This window comes from Vibrio sp. ED004 (assembly GCF_023206395.1).
Taxonomy (GTDB): domain Bacteria; phylum Pseudomonadota; class Gammaproteobacteria; order Enterobacterales; family Vibrionaceae; genus Vibrio.
In genome coordinates this window covers 884,904-909,692 of the sequence record NZ_CP066150.1, presented here as the reverse complement: position 1 = coordinate 909,692, position 24,789 = coordinate 884,904, and the positions used below count along the sequence as shown (strand labels likewise).

18 protein-coding genes and 2 pseudogenes are annotated in these 24,789 nt (G+C 44.4%); 13 read left to right on the top strand and 7 right to left on the bottom strand.

What is annotated here, in order from left to right:
* Positions 1-137: 137 nt before the first annotated feature.
* From fhuB to ITG10_RS21490, 4 genes are all read right to left on the bottom strand, one after another.
* A complete protein-coding gene (gene fhuB, locus ITG10_RS21505) occupies positions 138-2,132 on the bottom strand; it encodes a Fe(3+)-hydroxamate ABC transporter permease FhuB (RefSeq protein ID WP_017631140.1) in 1,995 nt (664 codons plus the stop codon).
* A complete protein-coding gene (locus ITG10_RS21500; RefSeq protein ID WP_017631139.1) occupies positions 2,132-3,085 on the bottom strand; it encodes an iron-siderophore ABC transporter substrate-binding protein in 954 nt (317 codons plus the stop codon). The genes fhuB and ITG10_RS21500 overlap by 1 nt, the downstream gene beginning before the upstream one ends.
* Positions 3,086-3,176: 91 nt before the next feature.
* A complete protein-coding gene (locus ITG10_RS21495) occupies positions 3,177-5,324 on the bottom strand; it encodes a TonB-dependent siderophore receptor (protein WP_017631138.1) in 2,148 nt (715 codons plus the stop codon).
* 204 nt (positions 5,325-5,528) lie between these two features.
* Positions 5,529-6,437: an AraC family transcriptional regulator gene (locus ITG10_RS21490; RefSeq protein WP_017631137.1), complete on the bottom strand. Its 909-nt coding sequence runs from the start codon at positions 6,435-6,437 to the stop codon at positions 5,529-5,531.
* Positions 6,438-6,656: 219 nt separating this feature from the next.
* Between ITG10_RS21490 and ITG10_RS21485 the strand changes: the two genes are divergently transcribed.
* Both ITG10_RS21485 and ITG10_RS21480 read left to right on the top strand, forming a co-directional pair.
* Positions 6,657-7,415, top strand: a complete 759-nt coding sequence (locus ITG10_RS21485; protein WP_017631136.1) for a siderophore ferric iron reductase — start codon at positions 6,657-6,659, stop codon at positions 7,413-7,415.
* Positions 7,416-7,490: 75 nt separating this feature from the next.
* A complete protein-coding gene (locus ITG10_RS21480) occupies positions 7,491-8,276 on the top strand; it encodes an ABC transporter ATP-binding protein (protein WP_017631135.1) in 786 nt (261 codons plus the stop codon).
* A 107-nt stretch (positions 8,277-8,383) separates the two neighbouring features.
* Here ITG10_RS21480 and ITG10_RS21475 read toward each other — a convergent pair whose 3' ends face one another.
* Positions 8,384-9,577 (bottom strand): multidrug effflux MFS transporter, encoded by a 1,194-nt coding sequence (locus tag ITG10_RS21475; RefSeq protein ID WP_017631134.1) that lies wholly within the window; start codon positions 9,575-9,577, stop codon positions 8,384-8,386.
* A 271-nt stretch (positions 9,578-9,848) separates the two neighbouring features.
* Here ITG10_RS21475 and ITG10_RS21470 point away from each other — a divergent pair, with 271 nt between their 5' ends.
* The 4 genes from ITG10_RS21470 to ITG10_RS21455 all read left to right on the top strand — a co-directional run bounded on the left by ITG10_RS21470 (position 9,849) and on the right by ITG10_RS21455 (position 12,847).
* Entirely contained in the window at positions 9,849-10,940 is a 1,092-nt protein-coding gene (locus ITG10_RS21470; protein ID WP_017631132.1) for a PQQ-dependent sugar dehydrogenase, read from the top strand.
* 448 nt (positions 10,941-11,388) lie between these two features.
* Positions 11,389-11,598 carry a cold-shock protein gene (locus ITG10_RS21465; protein ID WP_010430417.1) on the top strand — a complete coding sequence of 70 codons (210 nt, stop codon included), beginning with the start codon at positions 11,389-11,391 and terminating at the stop codon, positions 11,596-11,598.
* 117 nt (positions 11,599-11,715) lie between these two features.
* The gene (locus tag ITG10_RS21460; protein WP_017631131.1) at positions 11,716-12,255 is read left to right on the top strand and encodes a YaeQ family protein; all 540 of its coding nucleotides are present in this window, start codon (positions 11,716-11,718) and stop codon (positions 12,253-12,255) included.
* A complete protein-coding gene (locus ITG10_RS21455) occupies positions 12,248-12,847 on the top strand; it encodes a hypothetical protein (RefSeq protein ID WP_017631130.1) in 600 nt (199 codons plus the stop codon). Before ITG10_RS21460 ends, ITG10_RS21455 begins: the two co-directional genes overlap by 8 nt.
* A 504-nt stretch (positions 12,848-13,351) precedes the next feature.
* Here ITG10_RS21455 and folE read toward each other — a convergent pair.
* Entirely contained in the window at positions 13,352-14,005 is a 654-nt protein-coding gene (gene folE, locus ITG10_RS21450) for a GTP cyclohydrolase I FolE (protein ID WP_017631129.1), read from the bottom strand.
* Positions 14,006-14,220: 215 nt separating this feature from the next.
* Here folE and moeA point away from each other — a divergent pair, with 215 nt between their 5' ends.
* The 7 genes and pseudogenes from moeA to ITG10_RS21415 all read left to right on the top strand — a co-directional run bounded on the left by moeA (position 14,221) and on the right by ITG10_RS21415 (position 23,296).
* On the top strand, positions 14,221-15,456 hold the full coding sequence (gene moeA / locus ITG10_RS21445) for a molybdopterin molybdotransferase MoeA (protein ID WP_017631128.1): 1,236 nt from the start codon (positions 14,221-14,223) through the stop codon (positions 15,454-15,456).
* 12 nt (positions 15,457-15,468) lie between these two features.
* Positions 15,469-16,218, top strand: coding sequence for a molybdopterin-synthase adenylyltransferase MoeB (moeB, locus tag ITG10_RS21440; protein ID WP_017631127.1), 750 nt, complete (start codon positions 15,469-15,471; stop codon positions 16,216-16,218).
* Between the two features lie 251 nt (positions 16,219-16,469).
* A pseudogene (locus ITG10_RS21435) lies at positions 16,470-18,605 on the top strand (LruC domain-containing protein).
* 11 nt (positions 18,606-18,616) lie between these two features.
* The gene (locus ITG10_RS21430) at positions 18,617-19,219 is read left to right on the top strand and encodes a hypothetical protein (protein WP_017631124.1); all 603 of its coding nucleotides are present in this window, start codon (positions 18,617-18,619) and stop codon (positions 19,217-19,219) included.
* A gap of 175 nt (positions 19,220-19,394) precedes the next feature.
* Positions 19,395-19,709: a hypothetical protein gene (locus ITG10_RS21425; protein ID WP_017631123.1), complete on the top strand. Its 315-nt coding sequence runs from the start codon at positions 19,395-19,397 to the stop codon at positions 19,707-19,709.
* A gap of 50 nt (positions 19,710-19,759) precedes the next feature.
* The gene (locus ITG10_RS21420) at positions 19,760-20,608 is read left to right on the top strand and encodes a sulfurtransferase (protein ID WP_017631122.1); all 849 of its coding nucleotides are present in this window, start codon (positions 19,760-19,762) and stop codon (positions 20,606-20,608) included.
* Positions 20,609-20,993: 385 nt separating this feature from the next.
* Positions 20,994-23,296: pseudogene (locus ITG10_RS21415) on the top strand (EAL domain-containing protein).
* Positions 23,297-23,391: 95 nt separating this feature from the next.
* On the opposite strand, the gene ITG10_RS21410 reads toward ITG10_RS21415, so the two are convergent.
* Positions 23,392-24,396 (bottom strand): sugar-binding transcriptional regulator, encoded by a 1,005-nt coding sequence (locus tag ITG10_RS21410; RefSeq protein ID WP_017631121.1) that lies wholly within the window; start codon positions 24,394-24,396, stop codon positions 23,392-23,394.
* Positions 24,397-24,789: the final 393 nt, after the last annotated feature.

The window sequence follows — 24,789 nt, the reverse complement described above, 5'->3', positions numbered from 1 at the left end:
AGATCTGTGTTGGCTAACACTTGGTCTCGAAAACACAAAGCCCAAGAAAAAAGGCAGTGGTTAATAATTCCAATCACTGCCTTTCATACTTGTTTCGGTGAGCAAAGAACTTAGCGCTTAACTTGGTAGCCGTTAACTCACGCTCTTCGAGATTTCAATAACAAGAAGATGAAGTAACTACCACCAATAATGGAAACTAGTGTGCCTGCCGCAAGCTGTGCAGGGAACACCACCACTTGCCCTAGCCAGTCGGCAAATAACATCAGTGCTGCACCAATCAAAAACGATAAGATGATCTGCTCACGAACCAAACGAGCACCAACCATGGCCGCAATATGTGGAGCCAATAGACCAACAAAGGCGACCGGTCCCATGGTGGTTGTCACCATCGAACATAACACCGCGACAATACACAACAGAGCCACATAGGCTATGTTGATGTTCAACCCTCTAGCGCTAGCAAACTGACGGCCAGTCGCAATTAACGTCACCCAACGACTCAACAGTAAAGCAACGCTAATACAAACGGTGATCACGATAGCCATGGTCGTTGCCGCATCAGGTTCAACACGATACGTAGAGCCTGCTAACCACGCCAATAAGGTGTATTTCCCCTCACCAACTCGTGTTAAGGAAAACTGCACTAAAGCCTCTAACACTGCGGTCAGCGAGATACCGGTCAGAATTAGGATAGACGGAGCAAACTGATGCTTTTTACCAAGGAACAGCAACAAACAGAGTGCAATCGCACTGCCCAAAAACGCAACCCAAGGGCTTAGCGAATGAATCGAGTACCCCATAAACAGGCTACTGAAAATCAGCGCTAACACCGCACCCGCCGATACACCAAGAATGTCTGGGCTTGCAAGTGGGTTATAAACCAACCTTTGTAAAATTACACCCGCCACTGCCAAACCACCACCAGCAAATATTGCAGTTAACATTCTAGGCCAGCGAATAGACCACTCAAATGCATCTGGGACAATGAAGTAACCCATATCTGCAGAAGGTTGTGACAATGTGCTTAACGCCAATAAACCGAAGATCATCGCGCCCAACAAGAAATAAGCCAAAGGTGAAATAGACTTTGGCCCTTTAGGCATCGAGAAGAAGAGCTGATCTTGAGCTGACATCTGCTTTCGAGCAATAATGATCAAAGCTGGAGCGCCGATCACCGCGGTTGCTGTTCCTGTAGGAATCATATCCAAAGACCACTGTGCCAAGAAAATCGCCAAACTGTCGGTCACACAAAGCAATAGCGCACCTAATACACAGCTTGCGATGAGTTCAGATTTCGCCTTTAAAAAGCCCAAATGTCTCGCGATGTTTGGTGCAATCAAACCAATAAAGCTGATCACACCCACCGAGGTAATCGACACGGAAACCAGCCAAACCCCAATCGCCATCAGTACAAAGAAGGTCGTACCGATGTTAAGACCACGCGCCGCAGCCCCTTCTGTACCAATTGAAAGCAGAGTCAAAACTCTTGGAGCCAACAGGAAAATAGCAAAGATTGGCAGTAACTTAGGCATCAGCCAAAGCACTTGTTCCCAACCGTTCTGTCCAAGATCGCCAGCCCCCCAAACAAACAAGTTCTGCGCATATTGATCGTTAAGTAAAATAATTGCAGTTGCAAATGCGCCTAGCAGTAAGTTAACCGCCATGCCCGCCAAAACAATTGGTAAACCGCTCATGTTTTTGATGCCAACAATAGAGACAATCAGCCCCATAGCAAGCAGCGCGCCTATCAGCGCAAACCAAACCGAATATTGAGCAACCAACATTGGCGCGACCACGTTCAGAATGACCAGACCAAGCCACGCCCCTGATGATGTACCGAGTGTAAGCGGAGACATCATGCGGTTTTGCGTTAACTGTTGGAACAGACTACCGATAGTGCCGAGTGTTCCACCAACCAGAATCGCCATCACTAAACGAGGTAAGTTGACATAGATTAATGCCATCAACTCGAATGAATCATCGACCATTTTATTGAATGTAACGATGTCACTGATCTGTGAGACTTGTTGGAACAACTCACCGATAGGGCCAAATTCAGACTGGCCTAACCATAAATGAATAAGGGCGGCGATAAATAACAACGCCCCCATCATCAAACCACTAGATTTCATTACTGCTCCGCTAACGTCAACAACGATTGCGCCATCGCTTCTGCGTTATACAAAATCGACATAGCACCGCCGTAGCTCCAACTTGCTGCTACAGGGCTAAATTGACCATTGCGAACGAAAGGCATGCTCTTCCAAACCGGAGAGCGATCTAACTTGTCTTGATATGGGAAAGGTTCAAAGTACAGCGCAATACCACCCTTGACGTTCTTAAGCTCGGTCATACGCTTTTGACTGATGCCCCACTGACTCGCAGGAAGGTCCATCGCATTTTCAAAGCCTAGCTGCTCAAGCGCATATTGCGGAATAGAGTTATCACCGTAGATGTAAACCGAAGTCGTGCTCGCAAAACGGAAAGACGTGACTTTTGGCTTGTCGCCCGGATACGCTTTATCTAGCTCAGATTTTAAAACCTCAAGGCGCTCATCCATCGCAGCCAGTTTCTTGTTCGCTTGCTCTTCTTTACCAAGCAACTGGCCTATCTTCTTAAAGTTCTCGATAGCCGCCGCCGCATTATTGTGCTGTTCACTATACGTTTGGTAGTAAAGTACTGGCGCGATTTCAGAGAGTCGCTCCTGAAGATCTTTCTGAGGTGAAGCAATAAGAATCACATCTGGGTTTAACTTCTTGAGTGCAGAAAAGTTAGGTTCAGTTCGAGTGCCAATGTCCGCCACGCCTTCTGGAATCGCCGGTTGAACAACCCAATCGCTATACCCAGCAATATCTGGCACCGCAACTGGAGTTACGCCGAGTTCAATCACTTGCTCTGCAATATCCCAGTTAAGCGCCGCCACTCTAACAGGTTGAGCTTCAAGGGTTTTAATCCCCTCACTGTCTTCGACTTGGAAATCCGCCATCGCGTTAAACGATAAAGCACTCGCTAACATCGTTAGAACGAGTTTTATATTCAAATTTTTTACTTTAGAAAAATGAGAAGCTATTGGTTTTAAGCTCATATTTTTGCCTACTTAATCTAAATTCGATATTTCTACAAACGACAAAAGCAGCCCAGAAAAGGCTGCTTTAAAATTGGGAACACTAACTTAGTTAGAATTCATAGTTTACGCTTAGCTCTACAGACTGCTCAGCACCGAACCAACAGTTCGATTGGTTATAACAGGTGTAGTACTCTTCATTGAATAGGTTGTTCACTAGCAAGTTCGCGGTTGCACCAGATAACGTGTCACTAGCAGCCCCTAAGTCATAACCAACAGACAAATCAACAACCGTGTAAGATGGTACTTTACCTTGCTTATTCTCCGCATCCATTTGCATTTCGCCCATGTAACGAGCTCCTGCACTCCAACGCGTACCGGCTAGAGCACCACTGTAAACATAATAATTACTCCAGATATTTGCTGCGTGTGTCGGTACGTAGATCGGTGTCGTTCCTTCTAAATCAGGATTCACATCCTCCGTCACTTCCATATCGACATAGGTGTAGCTCGCATTAACGTCCCAATCTTCCGTTACAAACCATCGGCCTTCGACTTCTACACCTTGAGAACGCACTTCACCTAACTGAATCTTAGATCGATATGTTGGATCCGACGGATCGGCAGCAATTGAGTCTTTCTTAGTGATGTGAAAGTATGATGCGGTAAGTTGTTGCGCCATATCAGCAGAAAGATATTTCACGCCTACTTCGACTTGCTCACCCAACTGAGGCTTCAACGAGTTACCGTTGATATCAGTACCTGCTGCAGGCTCAAAGCTCGTTGCGTAACTTACAAATGGAGAGATGCCATTATCTAACTCATACAAAGCACCTAAGCGGTAAGAGAACTGGTTATGATCCGCTTTTTCTGTGCCATCGCTTGTTGGATAAATGCTCGTTTTCTCATCACTTGCTTTAAACATGTCGTAACGTCCACCAGCTAATAAAACTAGCGCGTCATAGCGAACTTGATCTTGGAAATATAGTCCTAACTGCTCGGTAGTAATGTCGTGGGACTCACGGTAATTATCTTGAAGCTGACTTTTATCCAAAAGGTCGTTATTTGGATTGTATGCGTTGAAATCACCGAAACTACTGTTCGCATCAAACTCTTTATACAAAGAGTCACCTGTTAGTTTCAAGTAATCAACACCAAACAATAAGTTATGTTCTAAGCCTGCTACTTCAACGCGACCAGACACCTGGTTATCAATAACAAAACTCTGGGATTCTTCATCCGTGCTATATACGTTTCTTTGTAATTGACCAGTCGACGGATTAAAAGCACCATCTAGATGGTATGTATTTTCTTGATACAACGAAGCATCTGAATAACGGGCGTTCTGAAGGAAAGTCCAATTATCGTTGATTTGGTGATTGATCTTATAGCCTAACATTAAGACTTCACGTTCAAAGGTACTCCAATTCTTGTCGCCCATGGACACAGATGGATCACTTGCCTTCAGCACTTCTAATGGCATAGCAGAGTTAGTACCCATTGAAGGATCGTTCTGATAGTAAAGGTTGAAGTTAATAAGTGTTCTATCAGATACTTGCCAATCTAGTGAAGGAGCAATCACATAGCGTTCTTCTTCGGCGTGATCTACTTGGCTGTCTTGTTTACGAGCAAGTGCTACCAAGCGATAAGAAAAATCACTGTCACCTAATTGACCTGTCGTATCAATTGACGCTTCCATAAGGTTTCTTGAACCTGTAGATACACCAACTTTCGTAGACCCATCTTCTTGCGGTGTCTTTGCAATCATGTTGACCATACCACCTGGTGGCATCGCTCCATACAACACAGATGTAGGGCCTTTAAACACTTCAACCTGTTGGATCGCAATTGGATCTATCTGAGGTTGTAGGTTCCAACCTGTTAGGAACGGAAGCACCAAACCATCATAATAGCTTTGGTTATTACTAAAGCCACGAATAGAGAACGTATCGTACATGGTTACGGATGCGCCCTTCTGTTCGGTTACAACACCCGGCGCATATCTAAGCGCTTGGTTGAGAGACTTCACACCTCGTTGCTCTAACTGTTCTTCATCAATAACGGTAATACCTTGAGGCGTTTCTTCTGGCTCAAGTGCCGACTTAGTCGCGGTATTACGATAGGCTTTACCCATAATCGTAACAGTTTCTACATTCGAATCTGCTGCTGTAGCTGTCTCTTCCGCCAAGGCTTGCGCTGAAAATGCAGTGAGCAACGCTACTGCAAGTGATGAATACTTAAAACGAGTGTGAGTGGTCATGATTCCCTCGGTACCAATGCTTAATATAAATAATAATAAATCTCATTTGCATTGTATGTATCTATGAATGGGATAATTAACAATTTGGTGCAAACTCACAAAGAACTTGGCCTATTTTTAATGGAATTAGGTCAATTGCTGATTAAAAGCACAATTGACCCTATTTTAGATGAGGTTTAACGAAAGGGTGGAACGAAGGTATGGTTAGGATTTAGTAATAGGAACCCAGTATTCCATGACAGCATCTGTAGCACGAGCTTGATAGGCTAATGGGTATACTTCAAGCTCATAACCGTCAACACCTCGATAACCAGAACTCGGCAGCCAGTTAAGTACAAACCAACTCAGTGTGTGTCTAAGGTTCTCAATCGGACCACAGTGTTTAACCACAGCATAGGTTTGCTTTGGAATGGTTAATACGTCTAACTTATCAGAGATAATGCTCGGCAATTGAGGAATTGAAATCTCGTCATTCAGTTCTACTCCGGCCCAATAATGAATATTGGTACCATCAAAGCAAGATTGGGTCAGGTCAATCACACCAATAAACTGAAGTGCGTTATCGTCTGGTAGTGTCACTTCCCCTTCTAAGCGTGACCACAATTGAGGGACTTTCTCTGCAAAGTCTTGTGTCAGTGAAAACAAGCCGCTTATTTCTGAGGTAATACCTTTAACAAGGAATGACTCTCTTTCATCAATGCGTACCTCAACAAAACTGAGTGGACCGTTATCAGCAGCGCTTACCGTCTCAGAGACTTGTATCGGTTTTCTAAGCCCTGCTCTTTTACCCGCTTTTCTATACTGACTAGGACTGGAGCCAAACATCTGTTTAAAAGAACGACTAAAACTAATTTCTGAATTGAATCCGAGTTCAAGCGCGATATCAATCACTCGCTCTTTGCTGTCCAACAGTTCTTCAGCCGCTTGGCTTAGCTTTAGCTCTCTCACGTAGTTTGCCACGGTCAGTCCCGTTTCAGCTTGAAACACCCTTTGCAGCTGCCAGCGAGACCAACAGCTCTGTTTCGCAATATCTTCTAGCGATAGTGTCGAGCTAAGGTTCGCATGGATATAAGCCAATACGCGGCTAATACGGTCAAATGCAGGTGTGTTCATAGTCAAGCTTTCAAACTCTCGGTAGTGGCAACAACATATTAGATTCAGAAATACTTTTTATCATTTAAAGCGACTTTTATCACTTAAAAATGACTAAGGCATGCTCAATTTATAAATATCTTATATGACGTGTTCTCCGCGGATATGCTCCATTTTGTATGGTTATCCTCGAAAAGGTTCGCTATGATAACGAAATTGATTCTCATTTAATGGTTTAAGATGCTTTCCCAGCTGCACAACATCATCACTCGTCGGAGAGCCCCTTCTCTACACCAAAAAATATTCGCTTACTCTAAACAAGTCACGCCTTATTTAAGCGGCAGTTATGGTTCTCTGAGCAGCAGAACCATCGCGATGACGAATGATAAGAGCCATATCGAGATCAAACGTGTTTACGACGGCTTAGCGGAAAATCACACAGAAGCAGGTAAAGCTTATTGGTTGACTCGGACTTGGGATCTCGTCTGCTGGCAGCCCATCTATGTGACCTTCGTGTCTATCTACGGCCTTCACTCGCTGCCTGATATCAAGAATATCGGTCAGTTTAGGTACAAAGAGTTCGTCACAGGGTATCGCTTCTTTAATGGTGATCATCAACACGGCTCACCTGAAGAATTGATACCTAAAGCGGGCGAAGCCATACTTGCACTTACTGAGTTTTATCGCAGCCAAATAAGTGAATGGACACGCATCCGCCCTGGTTTTACTAACCATTTGTTGGCGGATCTACTGTTAAGCAGTTTGATCAAATTGCAGCAACATGAACCGAGCCTGACCAACGACTACATCACTGCACAAGCTAAGCTTTGGTTAGACGCATGCCAATTACCTGAAAGTCACTTAGACAGCCTCAAGGTCGATGCCGATTCTGGGATGCTTAAACTGATTAGAGTAAGCTGCTGCCTAGTCTACAAATGCAACTCTAGGAAGTATTGCGACGATTGCCCTAGACACCCAGACAACAAGAAAACCGCTTAATTTCACCCTCTATTTTTAGAGACCAGTAAAGCGGCTTTTATTGAGCAACTTTATTGGTCTAAAAACAGGACTGACATGTTTCAGCTTTCAAACATCAAAATCGTTCGTGATGAGCGAACCATTCTCGCAATTAATGAGCTTTCAATTCCGACGAATGAGCTTACCGTGGTTCTTGGTCACAATGGCTCTGGTAAATCCACTCTTGTTAACTTGCTTTCAGGACAGATGTCGCCAGACTACGGTACTGTTGAATTAGACAATGCGTCTCTTTCTTCATTAAAAAGCAAAGACTTAGCCAAGAAGATTGCGTATTTGCCGCAAAAGCTCCCTGCTTCGGCTGGCTTAACGGTGCAAGAACTGGTTCGTTTAGGGCGTTTTCCTTGGCGAGGTGCGTTAGGTCGTTGGAACTCTGAAGACAAATCCATCATCCAACAAGCGATGGAGAGAACGGGCGTCGCCGAATTTTCACAAGCATTAGCCGACGATTTGTCCGGTGGTGAACGCCAGCGTGCGTGGGTCTCGATGTTGCTTGCTCAGCAGTCTCCGGTATTGATCCTCGACGAGCCAACATCAGCATTGGATGTTCATCACCAATTCCAACTGATGGGTTTACTGTCTGAACTGAACAAAAAGGAAGACGTTGGCGTTATCGTGATTCTGCACGACTTGAACCTTGCACTGCGCTACGCGACACACATCGTTGCTCTGAAGAAAGGCCAAATTGCATTTGAAGGCAGCGCCGATAAGTTACTTGATGAACAGGCACTGTCTGCACTGTATGAGTCCCCTATCCGACTGATCGACCATCCGGTTCCAGCTAAAACAGCGGCAAGCGAGAAAGTCGCCGTCGTCTGCGAATAGCCAATATTCTGGCAACTTAAAACCAAACGCTGAACATTAAAAAGGCCATTGAAATTCATCACTTCAATGGCCTTTTCTGTTTAAATTCGCTAACTAATCTTAACTCACTAGCTAAGTTGAGAATCCCTGGCTTCTTGGCTACTAAAGCCACGCAGAATGTTAAACAGCGTAATCACGGTGAATAACGCAATGACCAGTGATAAATGCCACGCCTCTCCTAATCCAAGCTTAACCAGTCCCATACTGACAATCGAAGACACGACCATCTGACCGCCGCCCGACATCGCAGCAGCCGCGCCTGCATTCTTCTTGTAAGGCAGCATTACCAAAGCTTGAGCACAAGGCAGTGCAATACCATTACCCAATATCATCAAGAACTGGCCTATCATTAGATACAAAGGCTCAAGTGGGCAGAAGAAAAGCCACAACGCAGCAGAGATGTGTAACACAGGCGTGCATAACAGTGTTTTCTTATTGCCTAATATTGGGCGGATACGGTTACACAAGCTAGTTCCGCCAAGCATGCCCAATGCAGGAATCACCGCCCACATCGCGTATTCGTCGGACGTCATACCGATCTGGTTCTGCATGATAAATGGCATCACCGACACAGTGGTGATCATCAAACTAAAGTTAAGCCAGCCAATGCTCGCAAAACTCATAAAGTAGCGAGAAGTGAGTAGCTCTTTGTATTGCAACGCCATTTTCTTCGGCGAAGGAATCGCAGAGAATTGAGTAACGGTTTCTTTGAATTTGAACGCCAAGACCACCCAAGCCAATGAGACATACCCAAGTAGCGAGATGAATACCATACTCCAGCCAAAGTGGAAGTTGATAAACCCACCGATAACGGGCGCAATCAGGGGAGTAATAGACGCCACCATGGCGATATAGGACATCGCCAATGGTAAGTCAGCTCCGCTGAACCTATCCCTTGTGGAAGCGCGAGCAAGCACGGCACAGCAGCCTGTACCTAAGCCTTGCAGAAATCGCCCCAACACCATGCTGGTAAACGAATGACTGAAGAAGATGATCATCAACAGACCAAGCATGGCGAGCAACAAGCCACTCAACAGAACCTTTTTACGTCCTAAAGCGTCTGAGATTGGGCCATAGATAAACTGAGACGGACCAAAACCCAACAAATACACGCTCACCAGAAGCTGAGCTTGCTCTAGCGAGACATCAAAGTCTTTGGCGATCCAAGGTAATGAAGGAAACACCAAACCCATACTGAGTTGGCCAATACTGATAACCAAACACGCCAGTAAAATCGACTTAAAATCGAATCGACGACTCATGATGCTGCACGCGGGGTTAAAAAGAGACTTGGGTCATCAACCTGACAACATGAAGGTGCATAAAGTAGTGAGCATGTTGCAGGTGTGGTATTCATGGTTCTCCGAAAGGAATCAATTAGAGTTTGGCAGGGTAAACATACGTGAGCTTGTATAATCATACAATACTGACTGAACTAAATATGTGAATAGTGACTTTTCACACTCCTTAACTTTCCGCCTGTCGTTCAAACACGCTAGACTAACACTAGTTCGTAATAATGAAGGGACTTCAATGAACACTCATCACCGCATTCTCTCCTCTGCACTTGCAATCATCGCATCAGGCTTCATCACTTCAACCCCAGCGTTTGCATGGCAAGCTGAGAAGATCACAGACGGTCTCGTAATCCCATGGGGGCTAGCTTATGTCGATGACGGTTCTATGCTTCTCACAGAAAAAGCAGGCGTCATTAAACACATTGATTTGAAGTCAGGAGAGCAAAATACACTGTTCAGGCTGCCTAATGTATGGGCAAAAGGTCAAGGTGGCCTGTTGGATATCACGCTATCCCCTTTTGAAGAAGACAAGTTCTATGTTACCTACAGTAAAGACGTCGATGGCGAAGGCGTAACCACACTCGCTTCTGCTACATACAAAAATGATGAAGTGTCCAATTGGCAAGATGTGTTTGTTTCTAAGTCGAAAACTGACACAGGTCGTCACTTTGGGAGCCGCATTACCTTTGACGATAGTCATCTGTACTTTTCCATTGGCGACCGTGGTGACCGAGACAATGGTCAAAATACCTTAACCCATGCAGGCTCGATATTGCGGCTAAATGCTGACGGGAGCGCACCAAGCGACAACCCTTTCACAAATAACGACAAGGTTCTCAATGAGATTTGGAGCTTCGGTCACCGCAACCCACAAGGGCTTTTCTATGATTTTCCAAGTCAAAAGCTTTGGTCTATTGAACACGGTCCGCGTGGCGGTGATGAAATTAACCTAATAAAAGCGGGAGCCAACTACGGATGGCCAGTTACTTCGCACGGCAAAGAGTATTGGGGCCCTATCAGCGTTGGTGATTCGGAAACCAAAGAAGGCATCGAAGCGCCCAAAAAGGTCTATATTCCCTCAATCGCACCGGGAAGTTTGATCGTCTACCAAGGTGAAAAATACCCAGAACTGCAAGGTAAATTGTTGGCAGGGGCACTTAAACTTACCCATATCAATATTGTCACAGTCAACGAGCAAGGTAAGGCAATAAAAGAAGAGCGCATTCTAGAAGACTTAGGGGAAAGGATTAGAGACATCGAAACCTCACCAAGCGGCGACATCTTCTTTAGTACAGATAATGGCAACCTTTATCGCCTGAAAAAATAGCCTGACTCTCTTTAGAATAGAGACACGATACTGACAAAAAAATTTATAAATAAAAGCCGTTACAACTGGGCTCAAAGTCCAATTAACGGCTTACTCACTGCAAAATAAAATGTACCAAAACAGTGCAACGACTCTAATTTTGTCATCAAACATACCTATGTTTTTCACAAAAACGACAAGAAATCACCATACAACTGTAACTCCATGATATTTAAGGAATGCAAAGTTTGACTACCCCCAAGTTTCTGCAACCTTTCCCTATGTATTCGATTGACTATCCCCTGATTTGATTTAGACTCGTTTCCGGCTAGAAAGAAAGTTCTTTGTATATAAACATTTCGTTGGATTACTAGTAACCCCGTTGTGTTGTACGCAATAGCAATAAACTTTTCCGCGCTATCAGTGCCACAATTGGCTCAAAATAAAAATTTAATTTTAGGATATCATCATGTCTAACACAGTTACTGGTACAGTAAAGTGGTTCAACGAAACTAAAGGCTTCGGCTTCATTCAACAAGAAAACGGCCCAGACGTATTCGCACACTTCTCTGCTATCACAGGCGACGGTTTCAAAACTCTTGCTGAAGGCCAAAAAGTTGAGTTCGTAGTATCTCAAGGTCAAAAAGGCCCACAAGCTGACAGCATCAAAGTACTTTAATTTAGTATTTTAAAGCTTTCTAAAAATAGCCAGCCTCTGCTGGCTATTTTTTTACCCGCTATTCAGAGATTTAAGGTAATATTCCCCTTCACTATTTCTACCTAAGACACCTCCTCAATGGCTCTTAAACCGACAATCTACAAGTTTCGTATCTCTTTAACCGATATGAATCGCGACTATTACGACTCTTTTAATCTAACGGTTGCACAACATCCGTCTGAAACAGAACAGCGAATGATGGCTCGTATCATGGCTTTTTGTATCAATGCCTCTCCTGAACTTGAGTTCACTAAAGGGTTGTCTAGCATTGAAGAACCAGATTTATGGCAGAAGTCTTTAGATGACCAGATCCTAGAATGGGTTGATGTGGGCGAACCGGATCCAGAACGAGTTAAGAAAGCGACTCGTCTATCTAAATCTGTGCGCGTATTCAGCTTCAACACTAAATCAAACGTTTGGTGGGAACAGAACAAAGGTAAGTTCGGTTACCTAAAAGCTCAAATCGTTCGTTTAGACAACGACGGTATCGAGCAATTAGCCGCAATGACACAACGTACAATGGATCTTTCAGTGATGCTGACGGGTAACTCGGCGTTCGTAAATAGCGACACGCAATCAGCTGAAGTCACGTGGGAAGAGCTACAGAGTAATGACTGAGCTACCAACTAACAGTCAGCAGAAACTTGAAGCAAACCAGCAAGCCAAAACCAAACTTCACGTTTGTTTGAAAGAGTCTGGTTTAGACTCAGTAACTGTGATTGCGACAGGTTTTGAGAAAGAGCTAGCGTCTTTTATTGACGAAAACCATGCCCTGTTTAAACACGCTTGTGAGAATAAGCCTGATAACTCGGCGCGTCAGACACTGTTAGGCTTGTTAACCAAAGAGCATATCGACGCTAGCTATCGCTTTGAGAGCAATAAAGATGCTAGCGAAGCGATGCAAAGTATATTCGATAACACAGTAGGCAGTGAGCACGGCGACAAGTTTCAAAACTCTAGCTCCCAGCAGTTAAAGTTAGTGACGCATTTATGGTTGTTCATTCAAGGTCGACTTGGAATGGATTACAGCCTAGCCAATGATCACGCTGCAGCAACCGCCAAACTGCTGTCTCGCTTATCAAGAAGCACAGATGATGAAATCCGTGTTGAGTTCATGGCGAGCTTCTATGATGGTTTGAACATCTACCAAGCAGAGAATAAGCCGTCTGGTTTCATTCATAGCTTAAAGCGTTTGTTTAACCTATCGTAAGCACTCCACCAGCTGCTGTATCCAAGTTGCGCTTTACACCCTGTAGAGCGCATCTATTTCCAACCACCGTTTTCACTATCAATTCAGAGCATAAAGCAGATTCCCTATTACGCTCGTGCCTCGCTTTAGGGAATGACGAACGTGTGTGCTCCAAATTTATTGAGTGTGCTTCACCTAGACACTTACACAGATAAACCAATGATCACTAATATTCTTAAGATGCTCCGGTGTAAGCTCGCCGAAACACTTCTGCATTAACACGCCAATAACCGCCGTCATCCTCGAGAAGGAGGAGCTACTGAGTCGGGGAGCTCATACAAAGTCAGAAAACCGCGCAGACAAACAGATTCCCTACTCGCTCATTCTTCACTCTAGGGAATGACGACATTCTCAGTCATTGTAATTAACTTTACTACAAGTACAAAAAAGCCCCGCGAGTGCGAGGCTTAGAATCTTGGTTGCCGATTTACTGAGGCTAAATCGTACTTATCGCATCATAGGCGATTAACGTAGGCCGTGTAAAAACTCGTGACGCGTTGCTGGGTTAGATTTGAAAATACCGCCCAAAGCCGTCGTTGTCGTTTCACTGGTTGCATCCATCACGCCGCGTGATTTAACACAGTAGTGAACCGCATCCATAGTAACTGCAACATCTTCTGTTTCAAGCAAGGTTTGCAAAGCGACAAGGATCTGTTGAGTCATACGCTCTTGAACTTGTGGACGCTGTGCAAAGAAGCGCACGATACGGTTGATCTTAGACAGACCAATGATCTTGCCACGAGGGATATAAGCGACAGCAGTCTTACCATCAATCGTCACTAGGTGGTGCTCACAAGTACTGGTCACGGTAATGTCTTTTACACGTACCATTTCGTGAACGCCCATCTTGTTTTCAATTACGGTAATTTTAGGGAAATTAGCGTAATCCAAACCAGAGAAAATCTCATCCACATACATTTTTGCAATACGGTGTGGTGTTTCTTCCAGACTATCGTCCGTAAGATCAAGTTCGAGTAGAGTGAGAATCTCACGCATATGGTGTTCGATTCGTTCCTTTTTCTCTTCTCGGCTAACCTGGTTTGGACTCATTGGTGTCTCTAAACCACGGCTTGCTAGCGCATCTTTAACCAACTTCGCTGATTCGCTAAGACCTGACATTGAACTTCCTCTTTTATTACCCCTTCTGGATGGCAAACAAGGATACTCGGAATTTTGAATAAATACACCCATATTTTAAGGGAGGTCATTATTTACGGGGCTTAAACTGTGCTAGAGTGGATAGAATTTCGTTGGCAAATCAGGTGTTCTGATCATTCTTCAACCACCATGGCCAACCACAAAATCAAAACAATAACGATCAAAGGATTTCAATTATGGGCTGTTGCGACGCTCCGGGCTTAATGCCAATTGAAGAAGCACTAGATAAGCTGCTGTCACCAATCAAACCTATTCAAACGACTCTAACTCTGCCATTGGCCGATGCATTAGGCTACGTTCTTGCTGAAGACATACTCTCCCCTATTTTTGTACCTCCTTTTGATAACTCAGCAATGGACGGTTACGCGCTGCGTTTAGCGGACCTAGAGAACGGTAAAGTACTACCATTGGCGGGCAAGTCTTTTGCGGGTCAGCCATTTGAAGGTGAATGGCCAAGTAATACCTGTATTCGCATTATGACTGGCGCAAAAATCCCAGAAGGTTGTGATGCCGTCATCATGCAAGAAAATACTCGCGAGACGGATGCGGGCATTGAGATTCAGCAAGACGACATCAAACTGAATAACAACATTCGCCCTACTGGTGATGACATCAAACAAGGTGACATCGTTCTTAGCCGTGGCGAACGTTTAACACCTCGCGACATTCCAATGATCGCTTCACTCGGTGTGAGCCATGTGACTGTTGTACACAAACCTAAAATCGCTTTCTTCTCTACTGGCGATGAGCTAAAACCGCTAGGTCAGCCTCTTGAAGATGGTCAGATCTACGACAGCAACCGCTACGGTATCAAACCGCTGATTGAAGCATTTGGTTGCGAAGCGATTGACCTAGGCATTATTCCTGATTGCCCTGCAACGCTTAAAGAGACCTTTGTAAAAGCTCAGGAGTTGGCAGACGTTGTCGTGACTTCTGGCGGCGTAAGTGTAGGCGAAGCTGATTACACCAAAGACATTCTTGAAGAACTTGGCGAAATCGGCTTTTGGAAACTAGCAATCAAACCGGGTAAGCCATTCGCTTTTGGTGAGTTAGACAACGCTTGGTTCTGTGGCCTTCCGGGTAACCCAGTTTCTGCAATGATGACTATGTACGTGTTGGTTCAACCTATGCTGGCTAAACTGGCAGGTCATACAGCGTGGACAGCGCCAGAATCTATTCCAGCGACAACTAAGTCGGCATTCAAAAAAGGCCCAGGCCGTACGGATTACCAACGTGGCATCTACTCGATTGAAAACGGTCAATTTGTAGTAGAAACAACGGGTAACCAAAGCTCAGGTGCTTTCCGCTCGATGAGCCTAGCCAATTGCTTTGTGGTACTAGAGCGCGAACGTGGTCGTGTAGAAGTCGGCGAAACAGTTCAAATTCAACTGTTTAACTCTACGCTTTACTAACGAGGCTTGCTGATGGAAATACTTTCTGACGCAGAGATGCTTCGCTACAACCGCCAGATCATCCTTAAACAGTTTGATTTTGAGGGCCAAGAAGCGCTGAAACAAAGCTCAATACTGGTGTTAGGTGCAGGAGGCTTAGGCTGCGCTTCTGCCCAATATCTTGCGACAGCAGGCATTGGTAAGCTAACGTTAATCGATGATGATGTTGTTGAGCTTTCAAACCTGCAGCGACAAGTGCTTCACACCGATGCTGATATTGGTAAGAAGAAGGTCGATTCAGCCGCAGAGTCGCTACAGGTATTGAACCCTCACCTTAAAGTTGAGACCGTCGATCACAGGCTTGATGACGAGACACTAGCGAAGCTCATTGAAGCGCATTCGTTAGTGCTTGATGCCAGTGACAATGTTGAAACGCGCAATCAACTTAACCGCTTATGCTACGCATCTAAAACGCCATTGGTTTCTGGTGCTGCGATTCGTATGGAAGGTCAGATTAGCGTATTCACCTATCAAGACGAAAATGCACCGTGTTACCAATGCTTAAGCGCTCTGTTCGGCAATGCGGCACTAAGTTGTGTCGAAGCCGGTGTGATGGCTCCTGTTGTCGGCATGGTGGGCGCTGCTCAAGCTCTAGAAGCCATTAAGGTGATTGCTAAATTTGGACAGCCAAAACAAGGTAAGCTTCTGATTCTCGATGCCATGTCACACAGCTGGCGTGAAATGAATTTAATGAACATGCCTAACTGTTCGGTGTGTGGATAGACTAAACCATATCCCCCTATCGAGAACCTAAGCCTTGACGATAAGTCAGGGCTTTTTATGTCTGAAGTTTAGCTTCTACTCAGGGTTATCAAATTGAAATAGTTATTAAGAGATTAGTTTCATTTGAATTCTCATTTTGAGAAAACAACAAAAACTTGAATTATCAAAAATAAAAAGCATTAAAATCAATAATTTAAAAATGGCACATTACTTGATTAAGTATCTAGACCTTCCATCACAAGGATGTAGATATGAGAATTACAACGTTAAGTTTGCTATTAAGTGCGCCACTGGTCGCCAACGCAGCGCCATTCGATACTTGCCCTAGTAAGGCATACCTTTTTCAATCCACTCCAGTTCAAGTCTGGGGAGTCAACCTCGTTACTGGTTCAACTACCCTACTAGAAGACGATACGGGGATGAACGCTAACATCAACGGTGTCGGTTTTGACTTCGAAGACAGATACATCTACGGATATGACACCACAAACAAACGCCTAGTACGTCTTGGGCAAGACTTCTAAGCAGAAGTCATCAATACCAGCGGATTACCAACCGACCATACCTTCTATGTCGGCGATGTCTACGACCATGTTTACTACCTGTACCGCACCGGTAAGGGGCTGTTCACGGTTGATCTATCCCCTCTCGATTCAGATCCTAATGCAACCGTAACGGTCAACAAAATCGCAGGCAGCCCAGCAACGGTGAAATTAACTGATTTTGCCTTCCACCCAAGTGATGGCTCTTTATATGGTATCGACAACAACTCTGGTGGCTTGTACAGCTTTAATCCTACAACGGGTGCAGAAACCTACATCGGTGATACTGGAGAAACAGGTACGTTCGGTGCAGGTTATTTCGATGTAAACGGCTATTACTACGTATCTCGAAATCAAGACGGTAAGATCTACCGTATCAACCTATCTCCAGACAATGCGGCCAATATCGCTGCCGGGATTGTTCCAGCCGTTGAGTTTGTCTCAAACGGCCCTGCTTCCAATCAAAATGATGGTGCTCGTTGTGCCAATGCTCCTGTTGTTGATGAAGACTCAAACATCGACTTCGGTGACGCACCAAACAGCTACCTTACTCTATTAGCAAGCAATGGCCCTCGACATGAACTGGATGGCATCACTTGGTTAGGTACAGACGCACCCGACGCAGACCTTGATGGCTACGTAACACCGCAATCTGATGAAAGTGTTGGCATTGATGATGAATGGGCAAACGGTGGTATCGGTTTTGTTACCGCACTTGAAGCCGGACTCGATTCAAAAGTTGTGATTGAAGCTTCAACAACCGGTTACCTTTCAGCTTGGATTGATTGGAACCAAGATGGCAGCTTCGATGGCGCTAATGAGCAAGTATTTACCGACTACCAATTGGATGCGGGTGAGAATGACCTGTTCCTTAATGTTGATATCAACGCACTAACAGGGACAACTTGGGCTCGTTTCAGATTCAGTCAACAAACCAACCTGAGCTACTTTGGTGGTTCAACATCTGGCGAGGTAGTTGATATTCAAGTCGATGTTCTTAATGACGGTGCCACAGCTCGTTACTTCCCAAGCGCTTCGGGTTACGCAACCTTGGCGTATGAAGACAACTGGCCGTATAAAGCCGACTACGACATGAGTGATGCCGTAATTATGTATCGAATCACAGAAATCCTAAAAGACGGAAAAGTAGTGAAATCCACTATCGACGGTCGCCTAGCTGCTGTTGGTGCAACCTATAGGAATGGTTTCGCTGTTCGCTTACCAAACCTTGCTCCAAGCTCGGTAGACAGCGGTAATTCTTACATGAAACACAATGGCGTCTTTACTGACTTAGACATGGAGGACGGACGTAGTGAAGCGATATTTATTGCCGCCGAAGATTTAACGTCTAAAACAGAGACATCATGTACCTTCTATCGAACCAGTAACTCATGTAAAGACGACGAACAGTTCTCTTTCCAAATAGGAATCAGCTTATCGGGCGATGGTATCAGTACTGATACATGGACAGATATGCCTTACGACCCGTTTATCTTTGCAACACCTGGCTACTATCACGGTGAAAACCTACCTCTGCACCCAGGACGCAGTTGGGAAATTCACCTAACAGACCAAGCACCAACGGAAGCCTTTGATACCGATAACCTCTTTGAAGCTGGATTAGGTGTCGATGACAGTAACCCATCAACAGGTAAATATTTCAAAACGGCAGAGAACCACCCTTGGGCACTGATCATCACGTCAACCGATGAGTGGCAATGGCCTCAAGAGTATGTGGATATTGTTACCGCTTATCCAGAGTTCAAACAATACGCAGAGTCCGGTGGTGACACGAATCAAACGTGGCATGAATCACCTGCAGACAACCAATGCTACGTGCCATAAGGAGAAATGCTATGACTATTCAAAATAAACAATATCGAAAAGCTCATTGCGTTGATTCAAGTCGCAATCTATCGGAGGAAAATCGTATGTCTGCACAAAGCACTTGGAATATGAAGAAATCGTTGGCTGTTATTTTAGCTGTCACTCCACTGGTATTAGTTGGTTGTGGGGGCGGTGGTGGAGGCAGTGCATCTACGCCATCACCAGCAACACCGTCGACTCCCGCTGCGCCTTCAACGCCAGTGACGACAACGCCTTCTCCGGTAACAAGTGCGGCAGCAACACCAACCTATACAATGAGTGATGTGGTTGTGCCCGATGGCTTTGATTACAGCTCAATAGAGCAATTTGATCTCGACATCGACATCAGTAGCATTTCTACCGCTCGCTCATTTGTCACCGTTTATAGTCGTTTTAGCACGCGAGATGACTCTACATTGAAACCGGACTACTCAAGTAAAGTGATTGCAGGCTCGTTAAACAATGGCGTATTTGCCTCTAACTTTACTGCTCCTGTGAACCACGACTCTCTCTTGGTCGAAATTTGGTTTTACGATGGTCAGCCACCATTACAACAAGTGGTATCTAGCACGGATTCTCAAATCGTTTGGTAAAGATCTTAGTTAAGAGTTTTTCATAACTCATTACTGATAATTTTAAAGTGAGCTGAAATGCTCACTTTTTGTTTGGGTTCGAATCTAGAGTGAGTTCATTGTTTCTGATTGACTTGATTCACTTTAACGCCGATCTCACTTATATTTTCAAGATAACCTTCAAAGACTTACTCTCATGAAACAGTTAAAAATAGGTCTATTTATCTTAATGTGTGGTGTGGGCGTACTGTTGGCTCTTACCTATTTCCCTTTGACCTCTGAGACAGGACAACGTATTCAAGCCAAAGTGATTTCCAATACTCTCACTCAGTCACTAGACGGGCACCGACGTTACCTCACCGTTCAGACAGAAGATAATCAAGTATTTCGCGTTTCCATTGCACCTACCACAGACTGCCCTATTGATTCTGTGGTCGCGCTTGATACATTAAACAATCAAATAACCGGGCAAAGCAGTTATCAGTTCATCCACTGTAGAACTGCGCCTTAGTCGTCGATATAACCACAGTAATAACTACAACAAGAATGGATATAAGAAGAATGAATCAGCCACTCATTTCACCGGAACAGCTTCAACAACGTTTGCTAGAACAAGACAACATCATCCTCCTAGACGCCAGTATCGAATTTCAGATCCCAAGTGAGTCGGAAAAGATCAAAGGACAAATGATTCCTGGTGCTATTCGTTTTGATTACGACAAAGATTTTTGCAACAAGCATACCTTGCTTCCTCATATGTTCCCTTCCGAAAAACACTTCAACACTCGTGCTCGGGAAATTGGTATCAATCAAGACAGTACAGTTGTGGTTTACGATAACTCAGGAACCTTGGCTTCACCTCGTGCGTGGTGGATGTTTATGGCAATGGGGCACAAAAACGTTTACATCTTAGATGGTGGTCTACCTGCATGGATCGAAGCCGGTTACGCCACAGACACTTCGTACAGAACTCAGGTAACACCGGGTAACTTCGAAGGTCATATTCAAGACAACTACTTCGTAAATGCTCAACAAATCCAAAGTTATTCCGATGCTAAGAGTGCAAACATTCTAGATGCACGTTCACAAGCTCGTTTCGATTCAGAAGTACCAGAGCCACGTGAAGGCTTGCGCAGTGGCCATATTCCAAATTCTATTTGTTTGCCCTTCGCACAAGTATTAAATGCAGGCAAATTGAAATCCCAAGAAGAGCTATCCGACATCTTTTCAATGTTAGCTTTAAACCCCTCTCAACCAATGTTTTTTAGTTGTGGTTCCGGTGTGACAGCCTGCATCATTCTTCTTGCCGCCAAGCTAGCAGGATATTCGAGCGAAATGGGTGTTTACGACGGCTCATGGACTGAATGGGGTGCTAACGAGCAATTACCTATCGCTGTGACCAAAAAGTAATTCAACTTCGCTTACTGCTACTGTTAGAATATACTGCGCATGCATAAAGGGCTTACTGTTAGTGACGACTTAACATCTCACTGAATAAGCTCTTTCTTTGTGGTAACGCTATATTCGTTTGAGGCCAAATCTAGATTAGCACTGTTCTTTTATTAATCTGTATAAATTTGCAAAGCATAAATCGTGAGCAATCATGCACTAATCGTTATTGCTCGTGTGAATATTAATATTTCACTCAAGAATCTTCGTTCGTAGTCGTTACACTATTTAATCATTGATACTTTCATCATTGGCGTTTGTCTCTTTCATTGCATGAATCACACTGACGACCCAATAGTTTGTCACTTGCACTCTGTTAGAAGTAGTAACCAACAAAAGGCATCTCATGGCTCTATTCAAGAAAAATATCTGGTCGCTGTACGCTCTGATCGTACTGCTTACCTTGATACTTTTCGCCGTGTTGGGCGTAACCAAGTGGCAAGCAAACAGAGATGACTTCATTGAGCAACAGCATATCCAAGTTGAGCTGTTTTCTAGCTCTGTAAGCTCGCTTCTCACCAGTCAAGAAGCCCTTCTTGAAGTTGTTGGTCATCAATTGGCTCAACAGTCTGACTTCACTCGTACTGCCGCCATTCAAATTCGTCCAATATTGGGTAAACTGCTTGAGACTCATCCAGCGATTACTGCATTCGGTCTGCTGAACACACAGGGCGACTACTTGTCTGTTAGCTCAAACCTCAAACTGGCAGACCAAGACAACTTACTTGAGCTTCCACAAACTCGAGACTCCTTTCTAGAAGCACTTTCAAGTGACAAGATGGTTCTAGGGCGTACCTATTTTCAAAAGTCTCTAGATAGCCTAGTCATCCCATTAAGAAAATCGATTTCAGTGGACGGTAAGACCATTGATGCCGTAATGACTGCGGGGTTACGCTTAGATAGCACAATAGTATTCGAAAATAATGCACACGCTGGTAGTTACAACACCCTAACCTTGCTAAGACCCGACAATTACCGACAGTTTTATTCGAGCGATATTGAATCGCTCGAAGCTTATCTTGAGCCGGTTGATAATGATGCAGTAACACGCATCATTCATCGTTTTGCACAACAAGTGAACGTCAGTCTCGAAGAAGCGAAAACAGGAAATAACACATACTCTTTCAGCGTCGATGACGACATGTACCACTCATTGGTCAGCGCTAAATACATTCCAGATTACAAACTCTGGGTCGTTGGACGCACAGATCTTACTCACGTTGATAGCATCTTCATCCAAGAGTTTGGCATTCTTTTCGGCGCCTTTATTTTCCTTCAATTTGGTTTCTACATTTTGGTTAAGTCGATTGCCAAGAACGAGCAAAGAACGCGAAGCCAGCTGATCTACCAGCGAATCACGATCCATTAACTTCTCTGCCAAACCGCTTATACATGCGTCGAAATATTGATAAATGGATTGAAGATGAGTCTGAGCAATTCTCACTGCTGTTTATCGATATCGATAACTTTAAATGTGTTAATGATACTCACGGGCACGACTTCGGTGACAAGGTACTCAAACAGATTGCGTTACGTTTGATGCGATTCCGCTCACGACTCAGCTTGTTGGTACGTGAATCGAGCGACGAGTTTCTATTCTTAACGCCGTTAACGAACGAATCTGAGATTAAACGACTCGCCGAGCGAATTATTGAAGTGCTTTCTCAACCTTATGAAGTCGAACACTCTCAGTTCTTACTAGGTTGCAGCATCGGTATTGCGCGCTTCCCTGAACACGGGAAAGATTTGGATAGCTTGCTCCGTTCTGCCGATATTTCGATGTACAAAGCGAAGCAACAACAGAACTCGTACAGCATTTTCACCACGGCGATGCAAGACGCTCACCTCTACAAAATGAGAGTAGAACAGAGGCTACGTATCGCTATCGAGAAGCAGACGCTGTTCATGGCTTTTCAACCTTTAGTGCGTACCGATAAGAGCACTCATGGTGTCGAAGCACTTGTGCGCTGGATTGATGACGAGTTAGGTTTTGTCCCGCCCGATGTGTTTATTCCAGTCGCAGAAAGTACGGGCTTAATGCAAAAACTCGGTACGTTTATTATTGAATCGAGCATTATGCAGATCGCTCATTTGCATCGAACGACAGAACAGAAGATCGGGCTGTCGATTAACATATCTGTACGTCAGTTTTCACATAAGTCGTTCTCTGACCACTTGTTCGCTACGCTTGAGAAGTATCAGTTCTCTCCAAGCTGTTTAACACTAGAGATTACCGAAAGCTTGTTCATTGAAGATGTGGCTATAGTGAAACCACTGTTTGAAGCGCTTAAAGAAAACGATATTAAGATCTCTCTGGATGACTTCGGTACTGGCTACTCATCGTTGAGCATGTTGAAAGCACTCCCTATCGACGAACTTAAGATTGATAAGAGTTTCATTGAGAACATAGCTATAGACCAGCAGTCACTGACTATGGTGCAAAACATTATCGCAATCGGTAAAAACTTCGGCATGGTGGTATTGGCAGAAGGCGTAGAATCAAACGAGCACTTCTCGATTCTAAAGGCTTGTGGATGTGATTTAATGCAAGGCTATTACTTCTCACGCCCTATCCCTTACGATGAACTGAGTGAGTATCTAGCACCAACTCAGGTTGAGACAATAGAACAACCAGAACCGACGGCATAACTGTCAGTTAATCTCACCCAGCTCGCGAATAACGCGATGAATCAAAAAAGGGAGCCCAAATGGGCTCCCTTTCGTTTCTCAATAGCATTCATACTTTAGCAGTTTTCGTCTAACTCAGCGTGCTTCATCTGCTCATCCAAGTTAAGTACTGTCAAAGCATTGCTTACACTGGTTGCTATAACATCGACTACGCCGGTTCTTAATGCACCTAATAAAGCTAACGGTTTACTGTTCTCGGCGGCGATGGCGATCACTTCTGCTATTGGTCGAAATTCTTCTAAACCTAAGCCTATGACTCGGTCACTCATTACTGTGTTTGCTGCTTTGCCGTGTACATCAAAAAAGTCGTAACCTGCAAAGTCACCGACCACACCTTGTAGTAATCGAGACTGAACAACCTCGCCTGCAGTAAACCAACCTAGGTCGACCATGTAGCTGTTTTCACTCATGTCACCGATACCGACTAAAGCAACGTCTGCTTTTCGAGCTAAATCGAGTGTTTGCTTAACGGTGCTGTTTTCCATGAACGCGGTTTTTTGCGCTTTGTTTTCTGCATAAGCAGGCGCGTATAAGGTCTCAGAAGAGCCGCCGTATTTTTTGGCTAGCTGCCTACATATATGGTCGGCATTAAACATACCGCCTCTTGGGTGAATACCGCCGATACCACACACGAATTTACAGTCACGTGGCGTAATTACGCCAGTGTGGTGAGCAACAGACGATACGTTTCGCCCTTGTCCTACTGTCACCACCATGCCGTTTTTCAAGGTACTGGTTAAATAGTTAGACACTAAACCTGCAACTTGGAGTCGCTGCTTCTCTTCGTTCGGTTGGTCTAGTGCCACAAGTGCACGTTTCACACCAAAGCGTTCAATCAAGCGTTGCTCGATCTTCGCACTAAAGACAGGGTGGTATTTCACCGTGATCTCCACAATACCCTCATCTCGGGCTTGTTTGAGCATTCGACCAACCTTTGCACGAGAGATAGAGTACTTTTTGGAGATCTCTTCTTGTGTCGCGCCATCCTGATAATAAGCAACTGCCACTTCAGTGAGGAGATCAGTGTTTTCTTCGGAAACATCTTGGATATTCTTACTCATATACCACGCAACCTATATTTAACAATTATTTTACCTGCTTTGAGAACAAATATTCGAGGCATCAGCAAGTGATACACAAGTTTACACTGTGAACATATGTAACGACAAGGAACATTTGTTCACGGTGATAGCCTTGGTTTTATTGTTGATGAATTCACCTCACTCTGCCCGTTAAACGTTTGCTTGCATACCCCATGATTACTAGAGCGAAATATATTTGACTGAAGTCACCATACAGGACTATTTACCGTTGACTTTGGTGCTAGATCGGATAAATATGGCTACATCATTTACTCATCGAGCGATCAAATGTTCTGTGCAAATGTTCGTTCGGAGAAAAATTTAAATTAATGTAAGTTTGGCTCACTGGTACAACCATTGAGAACTTCATTA